4 protein-coding genes are annotated in these 3,169 nt (G+C 73.4%); all 4 read right to left on the reverse strand.

The features are described 5' to 3' along the window. Positions 1 to 205 precede the first annotated feature (205 nt). The 4 genes from tam to B8460_RS13545 are packed head-to-tail and all read right to left on the reverse strand — an operon-like array spanning position 206 to position 2,932. On the reverse strand, positions 206 to 1,015 hold the full coding sequence (gene tam, locus B8460_RS13530; protein ID WP_048862135.1) for a trans-aconitate 2-methyltransferase: 810 nt from the start codon (positions 1,013 to 1,015) through the stop codon (positions 206 to 208). Positions 1,016 to 1,030: 15 nt separating this feature from the next. Further along, complete coding sequence (locus B8460_RS13535) at positions 1,031 to 1,282, reverse strand: Trm112 family protein (protein WP_084623638.1); 252 nt, start codon at positions 1,280 to 1,282, stop codon at positions 1,031 to 1,033. A gap of 16 nt (positions 1,283 to 1,298) precedes the next feature. Beyond that, positions 1,299 to 1,961, reverse strand: a complete 663-nt coding sequence (locus B8460_RS13540) for an LON peptidase substrate-binding domain-containing protein (RefSeq protein ID WP_048862138.1) — start codon at positions 1,959 to 1,961, stop codon at positions 1,299 to 1,301. An 8-nt stretch (positions 1,962 to 1,969) separates the two neighbouring features. Next, positions 1,970 to 2,932, reverse strand: coding sequence for a thioredoxin family protein (locus B8460_RS13545; RefSeq protein WP_048862136.1), 963 nt, complete (start codon positions 2,930 to 2,932; stop codon positions 1,970 to 1,972). Between the last annotated feature and the right edge of the window lie 237 nt (positions 2,933 to 3,169).

The following is a 3,169-nucleotide window of genomic DNA, read 5'->3' on the forward strand; positions in this document are numbered from 1 at the left end:
GCGCGCAGGCGCTGGCGCGCGCTCTCCTGGCCGGGGCGGCCGGCGGCATCGAGGATGGCGTCGGGGGCGGGGGCGGCGGGGCCGGCGAGGATGTGTGGCGCGTTCATGTTCGCTTTATGTTCTGGCGTGCGCCGGCGAGGCAACGAATTTCCGCGCCCGGCGGCTTCCGGCTCGGGGCCGGCGCGCTGGGTGCGGGGCACGGGCGTCAGCGCGTCGCGACGATGAACAGGCGCGGGAAGGGCAGCAGCACGGCGCCGTCCGGCTGCCGCGGATAGGCCGCGGCCACCAGGGCGCGGTAGCGCGCGAGGAAACCCGCGCGCGCGGCATCGTCGAGCGGGGCCAGGAACGGGCGCAGCCCGGTTCCGCGCACCCATTCGACCACCGCGTCGGCGCCGCCGCCGAGGGCGTGGACATAGGTGGTGCGCCAGATGTCCACCCGCGCGCAGACCGGGCGCAGCAGCCTGTAGTACCAGTCCGCCCGCGCGATCGGGCCGCGCGCGGCGGCGACGCCCTCCAGCGCCGCGGCCCACGGCGCCTCGGCCGCCACGGCGCGCATCAGGGCGTGCGACGGCTCGTCGTGATTGTCCGGCATCTGCACCGCGAGGCTGCCGCCCGGCGCCAGCATGCCGGCGAGGCGGGGCAGCAGGGTGGCGTGATCGGGCACCCATTGCAGCGCGGCGTTGGACAGGATGACGTCACATTGCGTCTCCGCCCGCCACGCCGCGATGTCGCCGCGCAGGAAGCCGATGCCGGGCAGCCGGCGGCAGGCGGCGTCGAGCATATCGGGAGAGCTGTCCACCCCGTTCACCACCGCCGCCGGATAGCGGTCGATCAGCACGGCGGTGGAATTGCCGGGGCCGCAGCCGAGATCGACGGCGCGCAGCACCCGCTCGGGCCGCGCCGGCACCGCCGCCAGCAGGTCGCGCACCGGGCGTGTCCGCTCCTCCTCGAACAGGGCGTACTGGGTGGCGGACCAACCGGGTCCGGACCCGTCGGCGCGGGGGGGCGGCGTCATCGCGGGTTCATCGCGTCAGTCGTCCAGGCGGCGGGCCTCGTCGGGGAGCATGATCGGGATGCCGTCGCGGATCGGGAAGGCGAGCCCGGCCTTGCGGCTGATCAGCTCGCCCCGCGCGCGGTCATATTCAAGCGTGGTCTTGGTGACCGGGCAGACCAGGATTTCCAGCAGCCGCGGATCGACCTCGACCGGCGGGGCGTCTGGATCGCCCAGATGGTCGGCGGCATGGGCGGCTTCATGGGCGGCTTGGGCGTCGGGATCGGTCATCGTCATCCTCGGCGGGTCAGCTGGCGAGCGCGGCGCCGCCGGGCGAGTCGTGGCCGCCCATGCGCAGCAGCGCGTAGAGCGCGTGGGCGCGGTCGGCGGCGCCCGGTGCCTCCAGCAGCGCCTGTTTCTCCGGCGGCGAGAAGGGGCAGACCATGCACAGCGTCGTCACCAGCGTCTCGTCCGGCATGTGCGACACGGCGTCCCAGTTGGCCTCCAGCCCGGCGCGGTCGAAATAGCCGCGCAGGGCCGCGACCAGGTCGGCGCGGGGCACGGGCAGCGCGTCCATGTCCGGGGCGAGATCATCCTCGAACCCGTCATAGACGGCTTCTACGCGCCGGTAGCCGCGCTGCATCGCGACTTCCTTCGTCACGCGGAACCGGGCGATGCCGGTGAGGGTGATGAGGTAGCGCCCGTCCTCGGTCTCGCTGAAGGAGGACAGGCGGCCGAGGCAGCCGACGGTGTAGAGGCCCGGACCGGTCTCGCCGCGCGGCAGCGCGGGGTCGGGCTGGATCATGCCGAACATGCGGCCCTGCGCGAGCGCGTCCTCCACCATCGCGAGGTAGCGGGGTTCGAAGATGTTGAGCGGCAGCTTGCCCTGCGGCAGCAGCAGGGCGCCGGTCAGCGGAAAGACCGGAAAGACGCGCGGCAGGCCGGACTGATCCGGCCGGGGCGCTGCCATCATCGCCGTCAACTGAAGAGCAGTGCCGAAAGCTTCCGCCGGGCCGCCATCGCCACCGGGTCCTCCAGACCCCAGGCCTCGAAGAACTTGAGCAGTTGAAGTCGCGCCGCCTCCTCGTTCCAGGCGCGGTCGCGCCGGATGATGTCGAGCAGCGCCGCCGCCGCCTCCTCCCGCCGGCCAAGGGCGTTGAGCGCGGTCGCGAGGTCATAGCGGGCCTGATGATCGGTCGGGTCGGCGGCCAGCCGCGCCTCGTAGGCAGCGAGCTGCGCGCCGGCGCGACGGCCCTCCTGCGCGAGGACGAGCGCGCTGCGGGCGCCGGCGACCTCGGCATGCTCGGCGATCTTGGGCGGCACCTGCGCCAGCGCCTGCTGCGCCTGCTCTTCCTGACCAAGCGCCAGCAGGGCGCGGATCAGGCCGCCCCAGGCGTCGGGGTTCTCGCGTTCCTCGGCGAGGACGGCGCTGAACAGTTCGCCCGCGCCCTGCGCGTCGCCCGCCTCCAGCGCGGCGCGCGCCTCGGCGATCAGGTCGGCGGCCGGCATGGTGCCGCCCGCGACCTTGAGCAGCGCCTCGACGAAGCGTTTGACCTCGCTCTCCGGCAGGGCGCCCTGGAACAAGTCGGCGATCTGCCCCTGCCAAAAGGCCGCGACCGTCGGCACCGATTGCAGCGGCAGGCCGAGCTGCGACAGCTGCTGCACCAGGGCGCGGTTGGCGTCGATGTCGATCTTGACCAGCCGCACGCGACCGCCGGCGCTTTTGACCACCCGCTCCAGCGTCGGCGTGAGCGTCTTGCACGGCCCGCACCAGGTCGCCCAGAAATCGACCAGGACGGGCACCTGACGCGACGCCTCGATCACGTCCTGCATGAAGGTCTGCTGCGTGCCGTCCTTGATCACGGCGGCGGCCCCGGCGGGATCGCCTGCCAACGCCGTGTCCGGCGTCGGTTTCCGGCCCTGCCCGATGAGCATGTCCATGGTCGTTTCCTGCGTAAAACCGGTTCCAGTCGGAGAGAGATGTTGGCGCCCCGCGCGATCGGCAACCCTGCGGGGTGCGCGGCCGGGCGCCTTGCTCGTGTTCGCGCGCAGGGTAGAGGCGCCGGCGGGCGCGCGCCATAGGCAGCGCCGCGGTGAACATGGGCGAAGATCGAGTGCCGGAGCGGGGAGCCGGTCAGGGCGCGAGGCTGCGGGCGACGGCCGCGCGCCAGCCGTCAT

It is taken from the genome of Acidisphaera rubrifaciens HS-AP3 (assembly GCF_000964365.1).
Lineage (GTDB): Bacteria > Pseudomonadota > Alphaproteobacteria > Acetobacterales > Acetobacteraceae > Acidisphaera > Acidisphaera rubrifaciens.

Bases quoted from the DNA above. Each gene is read 5' to 3' on its own strand.
- tam (WP_048862135.1), bottom strand. From the start codon at position 1,015: ATGACGCCGCCCCCCCGCGCCGACGGGTCCGGACCCGGTTGGTCCGCC.
- B8460_RS13535 (WP_084623638.1), bottom strand. From the start codon at position 1,282: ATGACCGATCCCGACGCCCAAGCCGCCCATGAAGCCGCCCATGCCGCC.
- B8460_RS13540 (WP_048862138.1), bottom strand. From the start codon at position 1,961: ATGGCAGCGCCCCGGCCGGATCAGTCCGGCCTGCCGCGCGTCTTTCCG.
- B8460_RS13545 (WP_048862136.1), bottom strand. From the start codon at position 2,932: ATGGACATGCTCATCGGGCAGGGCCGGAAACCGACGCCGGACACGGCG.